19 protein-coding genes are annotated in these 16,728 nt (G+C 68.2%); 13 read left to right on the forward strand and 6 right to left on the reverse strand.

The features are described 5' to 3' along the window. The first annotated feature begins 156 nt into the window (after positions 1-156). From sp36 to H7J93_RS09125, 3 genes are read left to right on the forward strand one after another with little or no spacing between them, the layout of a single operon-like run. Positions 157-318, forward strand: coding sequence for a Sp36 family protein (gene sp36, locus H7J93_RS09115; RefSeq protein ID WP_014817956.1), 162 nt, complete (start codon positions 157-159; stop codon positions 316-318). Next, complete coding sequence (locus H7J93_RS09120) at positions 315-770, forward strand: RidA family protein (RefSeq protein WP_267305975.1); 456 nt, start codon at positions 315-317, stop codon at positions 768-770. Before sp36 ends, H7J93_RS09120 begins: the two co-directional genes overlap by 4 nt. Continuing rightward, positions 767-1,546, forward strand: coding sequence for an MBL fold metallo-hydrolase (locus tag H7J93_RS09125; RefSeq protein ID WP_267305976.1), 780 nt, complete (start codon positions 767-769; stop codon positions 1,544-1,546). Before H7J93_RS09120 ends, H7J93_RS09125 begins: the two co-directional genes overlap by 4 nt. A gap of 58 nt (positions 1,547-1,604) precedes the next feature. Here H7J93_RS09125 and crp read toward each other — a convergent pair whose 3' ends face one another. Both crp and H7J93_RS09135 read right to left on the reverse strand, forming a co-directional pair. Next, positions 1,605-2,279, reverse strand: a complete 675-nt coding sequence (gene crp, locus H7J93_RS09130; protein ID WP_163658018.1) for a cAMP-activated global transcriptional regulator CRP — start codon at positions 2,277-2,279, stop codon at positions 1,605-1,607. 128 nt (positions 2,280-2,407) lie between these two features. After that, positions 2,408-2,740 carry a hypothetical protein gene (locus tag H7J93_RS09135; RefSeq protein WP_372507831.1) on the reverse strand — a complete coding sequence of 111 codons (333 nt, stop codon included), beginning with the start codon at positions 2,738-2,740 and terminating at the stop codon, positions 2,408-2,410. A 176-nt stretch (positions 2,741-2,916) separates the two neighbouring features. Here H7J93_RS09135 and nth point away from each other — a divergent pair, with 176 nt between their 5' ends. From nth to marP, 4 genes are read left to right on the forward strand one after another with little or no spacing between them, the layout of a single operon-like run. Further along, positions 2,917-3,597: an endonuclease III gene (nth, locus tag H7J93_RS09140; protein WP_267306045.1), complete on the forward strand. Its 681-nt coding sequence runs from the start codon at positions 2,917-2,919 to the stop codon at positions 3,595-3,597. 21 nt (positions 3,598-3,618) lie between these two features. After that, the gene (locus H7J93_RS09145) at positions 3,619-4,266 is read left to right on the forward strand and encodes a TlpA family protein disulfide reductase (RefSeq protein ID WP_267305977.1); all 648 of its coding nucleotides are present in this window, start codon (positions 3,619-3,621) and stop codon (positions 4,264-4,266) included. Continuing rightward, the gene (locus tag H7J93_RS09150) at positions 4,263-5,045 is read left to right on the forward strand and encodes an NUDIX hydrolase (protein WP_267305978.1); all 783 of its coding nucleotides are present in this window, start codon (positions 4,263-4,265) and stop codon (positions 5,043-5,045) included. The genes H7J93_RS09145 and H7J93_RS09150 overlap by 4 nt, the downstream gene beginning before the upstream one ends. Before the next feature lie 13 nt (positions 5,046-5,058). Continuing rightward, a complete protein-coding gene (gene marP, locus H7J93_RS09155) occupies positions 5,059-6,246 on the forward strand; it encodes an acid resistance serine protease MarP (RefSeq protein ID WP_267305979.1) in 1,188 nt (395 codons plus the stop codon). On the opposite strand, the gene H7J93_RS09160 is transcribed toward marP, so the two are convergent. Beyond that, entirely contained in the window at positions 6,247-7,203 is a 957-nt protein-coding gene (locus H7J93_RS09160) for an alpha/beta fold hydrolase (RefSeq protein ID WP_267305980.1), read from the reverse strand. After that, positions 7,203-7,721: a phage holin family protein gene (locus H7J93_RS09165; protein WP_267306046.1), complete on the reverse strand. Its 519-nt coding sequence runs from the start codon at positions 7,719-7,721 to the stop codon at positions 7,203-7,205. The genes H7J93_RS09160 and H7J93_RS09165 overlap by 1 nt, the downstream gene beginning before the upstream one ends. Positions 7,722-7,847: 126 nt before the next feature. Between H7J93_RS09165 and H7J93_RS09170 the strand changes: the two genes are divergently transcribed. After that, on the forward strand, positions 7,848-8,561 hold the full coding sequence (locus H7J93_RS09170) for a S1 family peptidase (RefSeq protein ID WP_372507835.1): 714 nt from the start codon (positions 7,848-7,850) through the stop codon (positions 8,559-8,561). Here H7J93_RS09170 and acs read toward each other — a convergent pair whose 3' ends face one another. Beyond that, positions 8,562-10,523 (reverse strand): acetate--CoA ligase, encoded by a 1,962-nt coding sequence (acs, locus tag H7J93_RS09175; protein WP_267305981.1) that lies wholly within the window; start codon positions 10,521-10,523, stop codon positions 8,562-8,564. Positions 10,524-10,649: 126 nt separating this feature from the next. Between acs and H7J93_RS09180 the strand changes: the two genes are divergently transcribed. Further along, positions 10,650-11,432 carry a Fic family protein gene (locus tag H7J93_RS09180; RefSeq protein WP_267305982.1) on the forward strand — a complete coding sequence of 261 codons (783 nt, stop codon included), beginning with the start codon at positions 10,650-10,652 and terminating at the stop codon, positions 11,430-11,432. A 350-nt stretch (positions 11,433-11,782) separates the two neighbouring features. On the opposite strand, the gene H7J93_RS09185 is transcribed toward H7J93_RS09180, so the two are convergent. Beyond that, entirely contained in the window at positions 11,783-12,592 is an 810-nt protein-coding gene (locus H7J93_RS09185; RefSeq protein WP_267306048.1) for an HAD-IB family hydrolase, read from the reverse strand. Between the two features lie 521 nt (positions 12,593-13,113). On the opposite strand from H7J93_RS09185, the gene ssd reads away from it, so the two are divergent. The 4 genes from ssd to H7J93_RS09205 are packed head-to-tail and all read left to right on the forward strand — an operon-like array spanning position 13,114 to position 16,719. After that, the gene (gene ssd, locus H7J93_RS09190; RefSeq protein WP_276021677.1) at positions 13,114-14,187 is read left to right on the forward strand and encodes a septum site-determining protein Ssd; all 1,074 of its coding nucleotides are present in this window, start codon (positions 13,114-13,116) and stop codon (positions 14,185-14,187) included. Continuing rightward, positions 14,184-15,350 (forward strand): TadA family conjugal transfer-associated ATPase, encoded by a 1,167-nt coding sequence (locus H7J93_RS09195; protein WP_267305983.1) that lies wholly within the window; start codon positions 14,184-14,186, stop codon positions 15,348-15,350. Before ssd ends, H7J93_RS09195 begins: the two co-directional genes overlap by 4 nt. Beyond that, positions 15,347-16,144, forward strand: a complete 798-nt coding sequence (locus tag H7J93_RS09200; RefSeq protein WP_267305984.1) for a type II secretion system F family protein — start codon at positions 15,347-15,349, stop codon at positions 16,142-16,144. Before H7J93_RS09195 ends, H7J93_RS09200 begins: the two co-directional genes overlap by 4 nt. Further along, complete coding sequence (locus tag H7J93_RS09205; RefSeq protein WP_267305985.1) at positions 16,141-16,719, forward strand: type II secretion system F family protein; 579 nt, start codon at positions 16,141-16,143, stop codon at positions 16,717-16,719. The genes H7J93_RS09200 and H7J93_RS09205 overlap by 4 nt, the downstream gene beginning before the upstream one ends. Positions 16,720-16,728: the final 9 nt, after the last annotated feature.

Here is a 16,728-nt window from a genome sequence, read left to right on the forward strand (position 1 = left end):
GGGCATCCTCCACGGCTGCCTGCGCCACCGCACCGCATACGACGAGCAGACAGCATGGTCGCACCGCCAAAACATCCCCACCGCAAAGGCCGCTTGACAACTTGCGCACTTGGGATGTCTAACCAAGTGCCTATCGCGGCCCGTTAAGCTCGGCCCATGAGCGAACCAACCCGCTGGGAGTACGCCACCGTCCCGTTGCTCACGCACGCGACCAAACAGATCCTCGACCAGTGGGGTGAAGACGGCTGGGAGCTGGTCTCCGTCCTGCCGGGGCCGACCGGTGAGCAGCACGTCGCCTACCTGAAGCGGCCAAAGTGAGCGCCTCGGCCAAACTCGCCGAGCTGGGCATCGAGCTGCCCGACGTGGTGCCGCCCCTGGCGGCCTACGTGCCCGCTGTGCGCACCGGCAACCTGGTGTACACCGCCGGGCAGCTGCCCATGGAGTCGGGCAGCCTGCTGCGCACGGGCAAGGTGGGCGCCGAGGTCAGCCCTGAGGACGGCAAGGCTCTGGCGCGGGTGTGCGCGCTCAATGCGCTGGCCGCGATCAACTCGCTGGTCGGCGTCGACTCGGTGACCCGCGTGGTCAAGGTGGTGGGTTTTGTCGCATCCGCACCGGGCTTCAGCGGGCAACCGGGCGTCATCAACGGTGCGTCGGAGCTGTTCGGTGAGGTGTTCGGCCAGGCCGGAGCCCATGCCCGGTCGGCGGTCGGGGTGTCCGAGTTGCCGTTGGATGCGCCGGTTGAGGTCGAAGTGATCGTTGAAGTCGCGTGACTCTGGAGCACCCCGCGTACAAGCAACTCCGTCCGGTGACGGAGACCGCGTCGGTGCTGCTGTGCGACAACCCCGGACTGCTGACCCTCGACGGCACCAACACCTGGGTGCTGCAGGGGCGAGGCAGCGACGAGATGGTGATCGTCGACCCCGGTCCTGAGGAGGATGACGAGCACATCGATCTCATCGCGGGACTCGGCAAGATCCCGCTGGTGCTGATCAGCCACAAACACGAGGACCACACGGGTGCCATCGACAAGCTCGTCGACCGCACCGGTGCGGTGGTCCGCTCGGTGGGCAGCGGTTTCCTCCGTGGACTCGGCGGCCCGTTGACTGACGGCGAGGTCATCGACGCGGCCGGCCTGCGCATCACGGTGATGGCCACGCCCGGCCACACCGTGGACTCGGTTTCCTTTGTGCTCGACGATGCGGTGCTGACCGCCGATACCGTGCTGGGCCGCGGCACCACCGTCATCGACAAAGAGGACGGCAGCCTGCGGCAGTACCTGGATTCGCTGCAGCGGTTACGCGGCCTCGGACAGCACACGGTGCTTCCCGGACACGGTCCAGAGCTCCCCGATTTGGCCGCCGTCAGCGACATGTATCTGGCGCATCGCGAGGAGCGACTCGACCAGGTGCGTGCAGCACTGAGAGAACTCGGCGACGACGCCACCGTGCGACAGATCGTCGAGCACGTCTATACCGACGTCGACGAAAAACTCTGGGACGCAGCGGAATGGAGCGTCCAAGCCCAGGTGGATTACCTACGTTCCTGAGCGATTTGTGTGCATATAGGAGCGCTCACCGCAACACAGCGCACACAAATCGCAAGGATCAGCGGGCGCGACGGGCCAGGCGCTCGCTGTCGGAGATGAGAACGCTCTTGCCCTCCAGCCGAATCCACCCGCGATGGGCGAAATCGGCCAGCGCCTTGTTGACGGTCTCGCGCGAGGCGCCGACGAGCTGAGCGATCTCCTCCTGGGTCAGGTCGTGGGTGACCCGCAGCGCGCCGCCCTCCTGCGTGCCGAAGCGCTGAGCCAGCTGCAGCAGCTGCTTGGCCACGCGGCCGGGCACGTCGGTGAAGATCAGGTCGGCCAGGTTGTTGTTGGTGCGCCGCAGTCGGCGGGCCAACACGCGCAGCAGCTGTTCGGCGATCTCGGGACGATCGGAGATCCAGGCACGCAGCGCGTCGCGGTCCATCGAAACTGCGCGCACGTCGGTGATGGTCGTGGCGCTGGACGTCCGCGGCCCGGGATCGAAGATCGACAGTTCGCCGAACATGTCCGACGGGCCCATGATCGTCAGCAGATTCTCGCGGCCGTCCGGTGAGCGGCGGCCGATTTTGACCTTGCCGGAAACGATGATGTAGAGCCTGTCGCCGGGTTCACCTTCCGCGAACACGGTGTGCCCACGGGGGAAGTCGACGGGCTGTAATTGCTTGGTCAGCGCTGAAACGGCGCTGGGTTCGACTCCCTGGAAGATTCCGGCCCTCGCCAGGATCTCGTCCACGTTGCCCCTCTTAAGCTGTTGGGTGATATGACATGCGCAGGCCGACCTCTGTTTGGTTAGCGAAAACAGTCTAGAGGTAACCCCCGCCGACGTTGTCGGCATTACGCCTCCAGCGTGACCAGCCCACGCTACACACGATTCGGTTGCCGAGTCGCCCGAAACTCCGGATTGACCGCGCTGTGGACATAGACCCGCGTCGGCAAACCGGTGGACTCGGCGAGCGCGGCTCGCGCGCTCGGCACCGCCCCCTGCGCGTTCAGGCGTCGGTGCTGGGAGTCCATGGCGCGGCTCATACCGTCTCGCGCAAGTGTGTTGACGTCGACCGCCTCGGCCTGATCTAGAAATGCCGCGACGTCGCTCGCAGAGACCGTGTCGTGGCGAAGAGTCGCTTCGACTCGATCCAACGCGAACGTTGCCATCATCAGCAACCCCGGGATCAGCGCCACGAGCAACCACGACACAAGGGTGAAGTAAACACGGCCAAGGTCTCATCGGGATCACGAATTGTCACCGGTCCGCACCGGTTCGGTCGGGGCCTGTCGGCGATCCTCAGTACGCTGATTCTGTGACTGTCCCCAAGCGCGCCCGCAAAAGAGACGGCGAGACCCGCCTCGGCCTCATCCGCCGCGCCCGGCGAATGAATCGCGCGCTGTCACAGGCCTTTCCACATGTGTACTGCGAGCTGAACTTCACCAATCCACTCGAACTGACCGTCGCGACCATTCTGTCGGCCCAAAGCACCGACAAGGGGGTCAACCTCACCACCCCCGCGCTGTTCAAGAAGTACCGGACCGCGTTGGACTACGCGCAGGCCGACCGCACCGAACTAGAGCAGATGGTCCGCCCGACCGGCTTCTATCGAAACAAGGCCAACGCGTTGATGCGGCTGGGCGCCGAACTCGTCGAGCGGTTCGACGGCCAGGTGCCCAAGACGATGGAGGAGCTCGTCACGCTGCCGGGCGTCGGCCGCAAGACCGCCAACGTCATCCTGGGAAACGCCTTCGGCATTCCCGGCATCACCGTCGACACCCACTTCGGCCGCCTCGTCCGGCGCTGGAACTGGACGCAGGAAGAGGACCCGGTGAAGGTCGAGCACGCGGTCGGTGAACTCATCGAGCGCAGGGAATGGACCGACCTCAGCCATCGGGTGATCTTCCACGGCCGACGCGTATGCCACGCGCGAAAGCCCGCCTGCGGCGTGTGTGTCCTCGCCAAGGACTGCCCGTCGTTCGGCACCGGCCCGACCGACCCGTTGATCGCTGCCCCGCTGGTCAAAGGCCCCGAAACCGACCACCTGCTGGCACTGGCCGGCCTCTGACCCGCCGTCCCGCCAGTTCCGATGCACACCTCGACTCGATGGACCGTGGCGGTATTGGTCGTCGTCGTGGCTCTCGGGGTAGCCCTGTGGTCCCAGCTCGGGGATGACGAGTCCGCACCGGGCTCGACCGGACCCGGCGCATCGCGCGACCGGCGTGACGCCGACACCGCCGAAGCCCTGGCGGGCCCCCGGACCCGCGCCGACCTGGCACCATGCCCGCCGCCCGGCCTCGGCGACGGGCCGGCGGCGTTACGCGGCATCGTGCTGGAATGCGCGGGTGACGGGTCGAGCGTCGACGTCGCCAAGGCTCTCGCCGGGCGGACGGTGGTGCTGAACCTGTGGGCCTACTGGTGTGCGCCGTGCACTCAGGAGCTGCCCGCGATGGCGGAGTACCAGAAGCGGGTCGGGTCCAAGGTGACCGTGTTGACGGTGCACCAGGATGAGAACGAGACCGCGGGGTTGTTGCGACTGGCTGAACTGGGGGTACACCTGCCGATGTTGCAGGACGGCCGACGTCGCATCGCGGCGGCGCTGAAGGTGCCCAACGTGATGCCAGCGACGGTTGTGCTGCGTTCGGACGGTAGCGTGGCCGCAATCCTGCCGCGGTCCTTCGCCAACGCCGACGAGATCGCGGCCGCGGTCGGGCCGCAGATAGGAGAGGCGGGGTGAGCTGGGCCAGCGAGGGGAGTGAACTCGCACCCCTCAACGCCGAAGCCGCCCCCACCTGGCTCAAACCCCTGGTCGACAACGCCAAGGACATCAAGCGCGCTTATCGGCGGCGGGTGTCGCCCGAGGTGCTGGCGATGCTGACCGCCGCGAACACCAAGGCCGCAGTCGCCGGAGAACGGCGCGACGCCGCGGTGCTGGTGCTGTTCTCCGGCCCGCAGGAGCCCCGCTCTGGCAGCGGGCTCGCCGAGGCCGATCTGCTGGTGACGGTGCGCGCGTCCACCCTGCGCCACCACGCCGGACAGGCCGCCTTCCCAGGTGGGGCCGCCGATCCGGGCGATGCCGACCCCGTGCACACCGCCCTGCGTGAGGCCAATGAGGAGACGGGCATCGATGTGGGACGGTTGCAGCCGTTGACCACCCTCGAGCGGATGTTCATTCCGCCGTCGGGCTTCCATGTGGTGCCGGTGCTGGCCTATTCGCCTGATCCGGGGCCCGTGGCGGTGGTCGACGAGTCCGAAACAGCGGTCGTGGCCCGTGTGCCGCTACGCGCGTTCGTCAACCCCGAGAACCGAATCATGGTGTACCGCAAGGAGAATACGCGTCGCAGTGCCGGACCGGCGTTCCTGCTCAACGAAATGTTGGTGTGGGGATTCACCGGACAGGTGGTTTCGGCGATGCTCGACGTCGCCGGTTGGACGCAGCCGTGGAACACCGACGACGTTCTTGAACTCGAGGACGCGATGGCTCTGGTCGGACACGGCCGCGACGCTGCCGGTTAGGGTAGGCCCAACCATGACATCGTCCCAGTGGCTCGACCTCGCCGTCCTCGCGGTCGCTTTCATCGCCGCTATCTCGGGCTGGCGCTCGGGTGCGCTGGGATCACTGCTGTCCTTCGTCGGCGTGGTGCTCGGCGCGGTGGCCGGCGTGCTGCTGGCACCACACGTCGTCGCCAATATCGAAGGCCCCCGGACCAAACTGTTCGTCACGTTGTTCCTGATCCTCGCCCTGGTGGTCGTCGGTGAGATCGCGGGCGTGGTGCTGGGCCGGGCGGTGCGCGGCGCAATCCGCAGCCCCGGAATGCGCACCCTCGATTCGACGATCGGGGTGGCGCTGCAGATCGTCGCGGTTCTGGTCGCGGCGTGGATGCTCACCTATCCGTTGCAGACCTCGGACCAGCCCAACCTCGCCGCGGCCGTGCGCGGGTCGGTCGTGCTCAAGGAAGTCGACGACGTTGCGCCCCCGTGGCTGAGGTCTGTGCCAAGACGGCTGTCGGCGCTGTTGGACACCTCCGGCCTGCCCGACGTCCTGCAACCGTTCGGACGCACGCCGATCGTGGCTGTCGACGCCCCCGATGCAGCACTCGCCGCCGACCCCGTCGTCGCGGCGACACGGCCCAGCGTGGTGAAGATCCGTGGCGTCGCGCCCGGATGCCAGAAAGTGCTCGAGGGCACCGGATTCGTCGTCGCGCCCAACCGGGTGATGTCGAATGCGCACGTCGTCGCGGGCGCGGAGAGCGCCACCGTCGAGGTCGACGGCCGGACATACGACGCATACGTCGTGTCGTACGACCCCCAGGCGGACATCTCGATACTCGATGTGCCTGGCCTGGACGCCGCGCCGCTGCAGTTCGCCCAGGGCGAGGCCGCAACCGGCACCGACGCCGTCGTGATGGGGTATCCCGGTGGCGGTGATTTCGCCGCCACCCCGGCCCGTATCCGGGAGACCATCGAGCTCAACGGCCCCGACATCTACCGCAGCACTACGGTGACGCGCCAGGTGTACACCATCAGAGGCAGTGTGCGACAAGGCAATTCAGGTGGACCGATGATCGACCGCAGCGGCCAGGTGCTCGGTGTGGTGTTCGGGGCGGCGGTCGACGACGCCGACACCGGTTTCGTGCTGACCGGCGAGGAGGTCGCGCGTCAGCTCGACAAGCTGGGCAACACCGAACGCGTGGCGACGGGCGCCTGCGTCACGTAGTCACGCGCCGTACACCTGTGTGAGGAACCGCTGCAGCTGGGCGTTGACGGCCACGGGTGCTTCCTCATGCGCGAAATGCCCTGCGCCATCGATGGACACGTAGCGGCCGTGCGGCGCATAGTGCTGGGTCCGGTAGACCGGATCGGTGAGGACGTACGGGTCGGCGTCGCCGCGGAGGTGCAGCACGGGAACGTTGATGGGTCGACGCGTCGAGCGCATGAACCGACGGCCCTCGCCGCGGAACTGGCTTCGGACCGCCCAGCGCTGATATTCCAGCGCCGAGTGCGCCGCCGAGGGGATCTGGACCGCACGACGCATGTGCGCGATCGTCTCGGAGAAGTCCTCGGAGGCAAGCCATTTGGCGCTCGCTCGACTGCGAACCAGTCGTTCCAGTTCGGCACCGCCGCGGCGCGTCAACGCGCGCTCGGGCCACATCGGCACCTGGTAGCGCAGCATCCACGGGAGCAGTGCCAGCCCCTGGTCCCGTCTCGTCAGCGCAGAGGCACGCAGCGCGTTCGGATGCGGTGAGCTGACGAGCGCGATCGCCCGGACCGCCCGCGGGTGCAGCACGGTCGTCGCCCAACAGACCAGTCCGCCGTCGGCGTGGCCCACCAGAGTCGCGGTCTTGTGGCCGAGCGCGCGTACCAGCCCGGCGGTGTCGCCGGCCAGGGTCCAACCGTCGTAACCGCGGGGCGGTTTGTCGCTGCCGCCGTACCCGCGCAGGTCGACGGCGACCACGCGAGCTCCGGTCAGGCCCCGCAGCTGGTGGCGCCACGACCACCAGAACGATCCGAATCCGTGCAGCAGGATGACCAGCGGCCGCTGCGTCAACGGGATGGGCGCGTTCCGGGATTCCTGGTGGTCCGCTTCCACCACATGAAATCGAATCCCGTTGGCGTGTACGTCCAGATGACGCCACGGGCCGTCGATGCGAACGACCGACGGGTCTGGTGGCATTACCAGCCTGAGGGGTCAGAGGTCGAGGCCGGCTTGCCGCCGTCGCTCGACTCCACGGCCACCGCCTTGTCGTGGCCAGGGGTCAGGGCCTCGGGGAGCTCTCTGACCGATTCGATGGTCTGCCGCGGGCCCCTGATCCGGCGCACCTTGAGGTAGCCGAGCAGAGCGAAGATCGCGGTCACCACGACCATCACCCCGAAGACGATCAGGAACGCCGCCCAGCGCCACAGCCAGGTGTCGAGCAATTCGGCGGCGAAGAAGAAGAAAAAGAAGGTGGAGTAGAACAGCACCACCAGCGCGAGAATGAAGTAGACGCTGCCGGTGAGACCCTTCTTGACGTCACGGGTGATCTCGGCCTTGGCCAGCTCCACCTCGGCGCGGACCAGCGTGGAGACCTGTGCGGTGGCGTCCTTGACGAGATCGCCGATGGAGGGGTCGGGCTTGGGCGCATGAGGGTCGACCAGTGGTATCGAGGTCACGGTGGTCGGCACGCCATTCCTGCGATCACTCACTGACAGTCCTCCCGCATTGATCGGTGTGCGGTTCATGTTGCCATGTGGCGTGCCGCTAAACGATTCCGGCCGACGTTAGACTGACAGGGTCGAATGGAACGCAGGTCGGGGCACGTCGAGGAGGTTTTCCGGTTGAGGAGCAGCGGCCGCTGCCTGCGGATTCCAGTGATCGTCGCGACCTTGCTCGCGGTGCTGTTCTCGACGTCCGCGCTCGCGCATGCCCAGGAGCCCGTCACGCTGGGCGGCGGCTCGGGTCTGGTCGTCAACGGTGAGACGTTGTGCACGCTGACCACCATCGGCTACGACAATCGCGGGAACCTGGTCGGATTCACGTCCGCGCACTGCGGTGGACCCGGCGCGAAGGTGGCCGCCGAGGGGGCGGAGCGCGCCGGGGTACTGGGCACGATGGTCGCGGGTAACGACGCCCTCGATTACGCCGTCATTCAGTTCGACCCGCAGAAGGTGCGGCCGGTCAACAACATCGACGGATTTCAGATCGACGGCCTGGGGCCCGATCCCGTCGCCGGCGACATCGCGTGCAAATTGGGCCGCACCACCGGTTATTCCTGCGGGATCACGTGGGGTCCGGGCGAGGAACCCGGCACCTTCATCAACCAGGTATGCGGTCAGCCGGGCGATTCGGGCGCTCCGGTGACGGTCAACAACCGGCTGGTGGGCATGATCCACGGGGCGTTCTCAGAAGAACTGCCCACGTGCATCATCAAGTACATCCCGCTGCACACGCCCGCGGTGAACATGTCGTTCAACACGCAACTGGCTGACATCGTCGCCAAGAACCGGCCGGGCTCGGGCTTCGTCCCGATCGGCACCGCCCCGGCAGCCTGATTACTTGCTCGCGCGGATGGCCTCGAACACGCTGGGGTCCACCAGAGTTGACGTATCCCCGAGTTCGCGGCCCTCGGCGACATCGCGCAGCAGCCGTCGCATGATCTTGCCGCTGCGGGTCTTCGGCAGCTCCGGTACGACGTGGATCTCGCGCGGCCTGGCGATCTTTCCGATCTCCTTGGCGACCTGTTCGCGCAGCTCCGCGATCATCTCGTCGCCGCTGTCCTTGGCGTGCGACTCGAGGATCACGAACGCGCAGATGCCCTGACCGGTGGTCTCGTCGGACGCACCGACGACGGCGGCCTCGGCGACATGGGAGTGGCCCACCAACGCCGACTCGACCTCGGTGGTGGAGATCCGGTGCCCCGACACGTTCATCACATCGTCGATGCGGCCCAGCAGCCACACCGAACCATCGGAGTCGACCCGCGCCCCGTCGCCGGCGAAGTACCAGCCCTGCTCGCCGTAACGCGACCAATAGGTGTCCTTGTACCGCTCCGGATCGCCCCAGATGCCGCGCAGCATCGCCGGCCACGGCTGGTCGAGGACGAGATATCCGGTCACGTGCTCGGCTTCGTCGGCGCCGGGAACCAGTTCCTGGCCTTCCTCGTCGACGATCTTGGCGGAGATGCCGGGCAGCGGCTTCATGGCCGAGCCGGGCTTGGCGGCGGTGACACCGGGTAGCGGCGAGATCATGATGGCCCCGGTCTCGGTCTGCCACCAGGTGTCGACGATCGGAGTGCGGTTCGCGCCGAAGGCGTCCCGATACCACCGCCATGCCTCCGGGTTGATCGGCTCGCCGACGGAACCGAGCAGGCGCAGGCTCGACAGATCATGCGCGTCGGGGAACTCGCGGCCCCACTTCATGAACATGCGGACCAGAGTCGGCGCCGTGTAATAGATGGTGACGCCGAACTTCTCGATGATCTCGAAGTGCCGGTGCTCGTTCGGCGAGTTCGGTGTGCCCTCGTAGACCACCTGCGTGGCGCCGTTCGACAGCGGCCCGTAGACGATGTAGGTGTGGCCGGTGACCCATCCGATGTCGGCGGTGCACCAGAAGACATCGGTCTCGGGTTTGATGTCGAAGACGTAGTGGTGCGTGTACGACGCCTGGGTCAGGTACCCGCCGGAGGTGTGCATGATGCCCTTGGGCTTGCCGGTGGTCCCCGACGTGTAGAGCAGGAACAGCGGGTGTTCGGAATCGAACGCCTCGGGTGTGTGTTCCGGTGACTCCGGCTCGACGGTGTCGTGCCACCACAGGTCGCGGCCCTCGGTCCACGGGGTGTCGATCCCGGTGCGGCGGACCACCAGAACGTGTTCGACGGAGTCCTGGCCCTTGCAGGCCTCGTCCACCGACTCCTTCAGCGACACCGCCTGGCCGCGACGGAACTGCCCGTCGCTGGTGATGACCAACTTGGCTTCGGCGTCCTCGATGCGGGCCGCCAGCGCGGTGGAGGAGAAACCCGCGAAGACAACGGAGTGCATGATGCCGAGCCGCGCACACGCCAGCATGGAGACGATGGCCTCGGGGAGCATCGGCATGTAGATGGCGACCCGGTCGCCGGCCACCAGGCCCAGCTTCGTCAGCGCATTCGCGGCCTTGCACACGTCGGCGTGCAGCTGCGCGTAGGTGATGTCGCGGGCGTCGTCCACCGGCTCGCCCTGCCAGTGGATCGCCACCCGGTCGCCGTTGCCCGCCTCGACGTGGCGGTCGACGCAGTTGTAGGCGACGTTGATCTTGCCGCCCACGAACCACTTGGCGAAGGGGGCCTCCGACCAGTCCAGCACCTCGGAAAACGGGGTGTCCCATGACAGCCGTTCGGCCTGCTTCGCCCAGAACGCCAGCCGGTCGGCCTCGGCTTCGGCGTACAACCCCTCGGTCGCGTTGGCCTGCGCGGCGAATTCCTCGGAGGGGGGATAGACGGACGGAACGTCGGTATGTTGCGTCGAGGTGCTCGTCATGTCTGTGAGCGTAGTCACCGATGCTGATGATCAGGTCATCAAGTCACAGTGAGCTCCGCGGGCGGCGGATCGGACGCGCCGAACGTCGTGGCAGACGGGTCCAGCGGTCGGCTAGCGTGTGCTGCCGTGACCGCCGCCGACCCGTTGGCCCCACTGGCAGAGCTGCCAGGGGTGGCCGAAGCGAGCGCGGAAGCCGGCGAGGCGCTGGGGCGCGCGCACCGGCACCGCGCCAATCTCCGCGGGTGGCCGGCGAACGCCGCCGAGGCCGCTCTGCGGACGGCGCGGGCGTCCTCGGTTCTCGACGGCGGCGCGCTGCAGTTGTCCGAGGCGGGTCCCGATCCGATCCTCGCCGGTGCCCTGCGGGTATCGGAAGCGCTCGAGGGTGGCGCGACGTCTCTCGTCGGCGTCTGGCAACGCGCGCCCCTGCAAGCCATCGCGAGGCTGCACGCGTTGGCGGCGGCCGATATCGCCGACGACGACCACCTCGGCAGGCCCCGCACCGATCCCGACGTCGGCCGCCGCCTGGAACTACTGGCCGACATCGTGACCGGCGGGACCCGGGTGCCCGCGCCGGTGCTCGCCGCCGTGGTGCACGGTGAACTCCTGACCCTGGCGCCCTTCGGCAGCGCCGACGGCGTGGTGGCACGGGCCGTCGGGCGGCTGGTGACGATTGCCAGCGGGCTGGATCCGCACGGTCTCGGCGTGCCGGAGGTGTACTGGATGCGCCAGTCCGGCGACTATCGGGCCGCCGCGCGCGGGTTCTCATCCGGCACGCCCGACGGACTCACCGCCTGGTTGCTGATGAGTTGCCAAGGGCTGCGGGCCGGGGCGCGAGAGGCGCTCGCCATCGCCGCGGGCAGCGTCGGGGAGGGCGTCCAGCAAAGTAAAGCGGGCGACGCTCCGAACTAATTCGGCTCGCCGCCCGCTAGCACGGACACCGGTTACCATGCGTGCTCCGGTGGGTTGCGTGGGTGGCCTCGGCGTCTTGTCGATGCGCTTCGACTGCAACCCCACCCAAGGGGCCGTCGTGGCCGTCCGCTATCGCAACTACGCAGGCCCGCAACACTTTTGCCTATTCCGCGGCATGTGCTCCGCGTGGGTGCCGGGATCCGTGCTGGGGAACCTGATTCGGGAGAGCCGAGCCTTCTCTTCCGGCTCGGTCTTGGCCTAACCAGGCTTCCGTGACTCCTTTGTACTCCGTGACCGCGGTCACATCAAGGGGCAAATTCCGCGTGACTCCAGATCGTTACGCGTACGACTCAGAAGGCGAACCGACGTAACAGCGAGTAGGTCAACGCGCCGGCGGCGAGCGCGCTCACACCGACCGCTGCCGTCGTTGCCATCGCCGCCCCGGACGGCGCCGGGATGCGATCACGCAGCGACACCGGCCGCGAGAACGTCAGTACCGGCCAGCCGCGCGCCGCGGCTTCTTTGCGCAACGCACGATCCGGGTTTACCACGGTTGGATGCCCAACCATCTCGAGCATGGGTATATCGGTGATCGAATCGGAGTACGCATAGCAGTGCTCGAGCGCGTATCGCTCACGGGCGGCGAGTTCGCGGATGGCCTCCGCCTTGCCCTCCCCGAAGCAGTAGAAGGCGATCTCTCCGGTGTACTTGCCGTCCTCGACGACCATCCGGGTGGCCATCGCGTGAGTGGCTCCGAGCGCACGGGCGATCGGCGCGACAATCTCCTCGCCAGATGCGGAAACCACGACCACGTCGCGGCCACACAGCTTGTGATCGGCGATGAGTTCGGCGGCCTCTGCGAAGACCAGTGGGTTGACGATGTCGTGCAGTGTCTCGCCGACGATCGACTTCACCTGTTCGACGTCCCACCCGGTGCACATGTTGGTCAGGTACGAGCGCATCCGGTCCATCTGGTCGTGATCAGCGCCCGACATGAGGAACAGGAATTGCGCATAGGCGGACTTCAAAACCGTCCGCCGATTGATTAGCCCTTGATCGAAGAAAGGTTTGCTGAAAGCCAATGTGCTCGATTTGGCGATGACCGTTTTATCAAGATCAAAGAAGGCTGCGGTGCGGACCGGGCCAGGGGGCGAAGCCATTGTTTGCCGAACACTGGATTCTTCTGCCCCGGGGTGCGGTGCGTCCACGACACCAGCATAGGGGCGCCGGTCCGACGCGAGGCGGGAGAGTCTACGAAATGACAGTGGCCGACAGGTGTCGGTGACTGCATTTTTCCTGCTCCAGCGGTGCTTTGCATCACACGCAAGACTTGCGCCCATCCATGGCCGCGTGTGTATAGTGAGTGTCACTCGGCGTACGCCGGGTGTGCATCAGCCCGACCCCCCGGGGCTGATACACGACGACCTCCGCCTCCTCCCCCCCCCTGGCGGGGGTCGTCCCTTTTCTCGGGTCATTCTTCGTCTCTCGGATAAGCGCTTCCTTGCGGCCATCGCCGGACCCCTGCGACTGCGATTCGTCATTCGGATAGGTGATCGCTGCTGCAGTAGTTGCGGAATGTGATTTTCGCGATGCGTTGCCGGTCCATCCCCACATTCACGTTCATCCACAGAGCGCGCGCCGACGATGGCGCGGTGTCGGCGCGACACCGCATGGTTGGCGCATGGGAGCCACCGCCGGAATTCTCGCCCTGATCGGCGACGCCGATCTGCGTGAGGATGTCGATCGCATCACCGCCGCCGCCGGCGTCCAGGTGGTGCATGCCAGCGAGCCGTCCGGTCGCAATGTGTGGACGGGGGCGGTCGCCATACTGCTCGACCGCGATGCGGCCCACCGCTGTGCACGCAGAGCCTTGCCGCGGCGGAGCCGGGTCATCCTGCTGGCTGCGGCGCAGCCCGGCCCCGCCGAATTCCAGGCGGCCATCGCGATCGGCGCACAACACGTCCTGGTCCTGCCTGCCCAGGAAGCCGAGTTGATGGCGGAGTTGTCGGAGGCGGCCGAAGCCGTTTCGACCGCCGGTCCCCGCGGCGCGGTGGTCGCGGCTCTCGCCGGACGGGGCGGTGCGGGTGCTTCGGTGTTCGCGACGGCGCTGGCCCAAACGGCTTCGCAGACGACTGATGCCTTGCTCATCGACGCCGACCCGTGGAGCGGCGGTATCGACCTGCTTCTGGGTATCGAGGCCGACCCGGGGGTGCGCTGGCACGATCTCGCACTGCAGGGCGGCCGGTTGCACTACACCGCGCTGCGCGACTCACTGCCGCGACACCACGGCGTCTCTGTCCTCTCGGGCGGCCGCGGCGACGTCGAAATCGACGCAGCACCGTTGGGTGCCGTCATCGACGCCGGCAGTCGCGGCGGCGCCACGGTGGTCTGCGACGTGCCGAGGCGTGCGACCGCGGCCACCGAGACCGCACTCGAATCGGCCGATCTCGTCGTCGTCATCACGCCCGCCGACGTGCGCTCCTGCGCGGCGACCGAGAGGGTCGCGCGTTGGGTGTCGACCGTCAATCCGAACGTGGGCGTCGTCGTGCGCGGGCCGGCACCGGGTGGGTTGAGGTCGCGCGACGTGGCAGCGATCGTGGGGCTTCCGCTGCTTGCCGCGATGCGACCGCAGCCCGGTATCGCGGCGATGCTCGAGCGCGGCGGTCTGCGGCTGCCGCGCAGGTCTCCACTCGGAGCCGCCGCGCGCCGGGTGATGGCAGTTCTGCAGCAGCATCCGGCGACGAGCGTCGCATGAGCGCATCGCTGATCGACCGCGTCCGCGAGCGGTTGGCTGCCGAGTCGGCGCCGCTCCGGCCGTCGGCGGTCGCCGCGGCGATCCGCGCGGAATCCGGCGGGGTGTTGGGGGACGCCGAGGTCCTCACCGGCCTGCGGGTGTTGCAGACCGAACTCACCGGCGCCGGAGTCCTCGACCCGTTGCTGCGCGCGGAGGGGACCACCGACGTTCTGGTCACCGCTCCCGACGCGGTGTGGGTCGACGACGGCAGCGGGCTGCGCCGGACACCGATCCGGTTCGCCGACGACGATGCCGTCCGGCGGTTGGCCCAACGGCTGGCGCTGGCGGCCGGGCGCCGGCTGGACGAGGCGCAACCCTGGGTCGACGGGCAGCTGACCGGACTGGCGAGTGGGCAGTGCACCGTCCGGCTCCACGCCGTGTTGCCTCCGATCGCCCCCGCCGGCACGTGTCTGTCGCTGCGGGTGCTGCGCCCTGCCACCCAGGACCTCGCCGCCCTGATCCAGACGGGCACCATCGACGCGTCGGCCGCTGCGCTGCTCGACGACATCATCGCCGCGCGTCTTGCCTTCCTGATTTCTGGCGGCACCGGCGCCGGTAAGACGACCTTGCTGGCCGCGGTCCTCGGTGCGGTTCCGCCGCACGAACGCATCGTCTGCGTGGAGGACGCCGCCGAACTGGAACCGGCACACCCGCATCTGGTGAAACTCGTCGCGCGGTGCGCCAACGTCGAAGGCGTCGGGGAAGTGACCGTCCGGGACCTGGTCAGGCAGGCGCTGCGGATGCGACCGGACCGGATCGTGGTCGGTGAGGTCCGCGGCGCCGAGGTGGTCGATCTGCTCGCTGCGCTCAACACCGGGCACGACGGCGGGGCGGGGACCGTGCACGCCAACAACCCGGCGGAGGTGCCGGCCCGGCTCGAGGCCCTCGCTGCGGTCGGCGGGCTGGACCGCGGTGCGCTGCACAGTCAGCTCGCTGCCGCGGTGCAGGTACTCGTGCACGTCACCCGCGACGGCGTCGGCGCGCGCCGGCTCAGCGAGATTGCGGTCCTTCGCCCGGCCGCGGACGGTCGTGTCCGCGCCGAGACCGCCTGGCGCATCGGTAGCGGATTCGATCGCGGCGCCGAACATCTCCGCAGCCTCGTGCATGAGCGGCGACCGACATGACGGGTGCGGCTATGGCACTGGCTCTCGCGCTGCTGGCGGCGCCGCGCCCATCCCGACACCGGCTGCGTGCGCGTGGACCCGTCCCGTCGAGACGGCGCGTCACCGCACGACGCGCGGCAGTGGTTCCTGCAGGCGTCCTGGTGGCGCTCCTGTTGGCATCCTTCACGTCTGCCGGGGTCGTCGTCGCCGCGGCGATCGTCGGCGGGACAGTCGAGATCCGTCGACGCGGTCGGCAGCGGCGCCGCGCCCGCGCAGCCGAAGCGGCCGCGCTGCAGGCGGCGCTGGACATCCTCGTCGGGGAGTTGCGCGTCGGGGCCCACCCCGTCGCGGCATTCGCGGTCGCCGCCGCCGACGTCGACGGTTTGGTCGCTACTGGGTTGCGGACCATCGGGGCACGGGCGCGATTGGGTGCCGACGTCGCGGCGGGCATGCGCAGCGTGGCGCGCTGCTCGTTGTTGCCCGGGCAGTGGGAGAGGCTCGCGGCAGGCTGGCAGCTCGCGCAGAACCACGGCCTCGCCATCGGAACTCTGATGCAAACCGCGCAGCGGGACCTCGTGGAGCGGGAACGATTCTCAGCCCGCGTCGACGCGGGGATGGCCGGAGCGCGTGCCACCGCCGCGGTGCTGGCGGGGCTTCCCGTCGTCGGCGTCGGACTCGGCCAGCTGATCGGTGCCGATCCGCTGAGCTTCCTGCTCTCCGAGGGTTTCGGTGGATGGTTGTTGATCATCGGGGTGTCACTCGCCTGTGCCGGCCTGCTGTGGTGCGACCGGATCACCAGTCAGGTGCTGAGATGATCTGCGCCGCAGTGCTGTTGGCCGCCGCGGTGCTGCTCGGTCCGGCCGGGTCCCGAGCGCGCGTGCGTACGTGGACCGGTCTCGGGGTGCGGACGTCGAGGCGTCCGGCGGTCCCTGCGGCCGATCCGCTCGCCACAGCGTCGGCCCTCGAGGTGTTGGCCGCATGCCTGCGCTCGGGAATGGCGGTATCGACAGCCGCGGCGGCGACGGTGCCGTCCGCGCCACCACACCTGGCCGGGATCTTGACTAGGGCGTCCGACCTACTCGCACTGGGCGCCGATCCGGCAACGGCGTGGACGGATCCGGCCCAGGCCACGGATGAGCACGCCAAAGCGCTGCTGCGACTGGCTCGTCGCTCGGCGTCCTCAGGCGCCGCTCTGGCCCAGGGGGTGTCCGAGTTGGCCTGCCAGGCTCGCGCCGACGCCGCAGACACCGCCCGCGCCGCGGCCGAACGGGCGGGCGTCTTGATCGCGGGGCCGCTGGGGCTGTGCTACCTGCCCGCATTTGTGTGCCTCGGCATCGTGCCCGTCATCGCCGGGCTGGCCACCGATGTGCTGCGTACCGGTGTGTTGTGAAAAGTGATG

Origin of the sequence: Mycobacterium barrassiae (genome assembly GCF_025822765.1) — a bacterium.
GTDB classification, from domain to species: Bacteria; Actinomycetota; Actinomycetes; order Mycobacteriales; family Mycobacteriaceae; genus Mycobacterium; species Mycobacterium barrassiae.